This is a genomic window from Paraburkholderia sp. SIMBA_027 (genome assembly GCF_046535315.1).
In the GTDB taxonomy this organism is placed as follows: domain Bacteria; phylum Pseudomonadota; class Gammaproteobacteria; order Burkholderiales; family Burkholderiaceae; genus Paraburkholderia; species Paraburkholderia tropica.
In genome coordinates this window covers 1-275 of record NZ_JAWRWY010000490.1, presented here as the reverse complement: position 1 = coordinate 275, position 275 = coordinate 1, and the positions used below count along the sequence as shown (strand labels likewise).

1 pseudogene is annotated in these 275 nt (G+C 58.2%); it reads left to right on the top strand.

Going from position 1 to position 275, the window contains the following annotated elements:
• Positions 1–95: 95 nt before the first annotated feature.
• A pseudogene (locus tag SB764_RS39950) lies at positions 96–275 on the top strand (BMP family ABC transporter substrate-binding protein); the annotation flags it as partial.

Genomic DNA, 275 nt, shown 5'->3' with positions numbered 1-275 from the left:
CCCGCGTCGCTTGGCAAAGCCTTCGTCCCGGAGCGATAGAAGAACAAGAATCAGACGGGTTTCCGGAAATCTCTTCAAAACCAACAGGGGTCACCATGAAGAAAATAGCACTCGCACTCGCCGCTTCCGCTGCCGCGCTGATCAGCGTCGGCTCGGCTCAGGCTGCGGACAAGACCAAGATCTGCTTCGTCTATGTCGGTTCGCACACCGACGGCGGCTATTCGCAGGCACATGATCTCGGCCGCCAGCAGATCCAGAAGGAATTCGGCGACAAG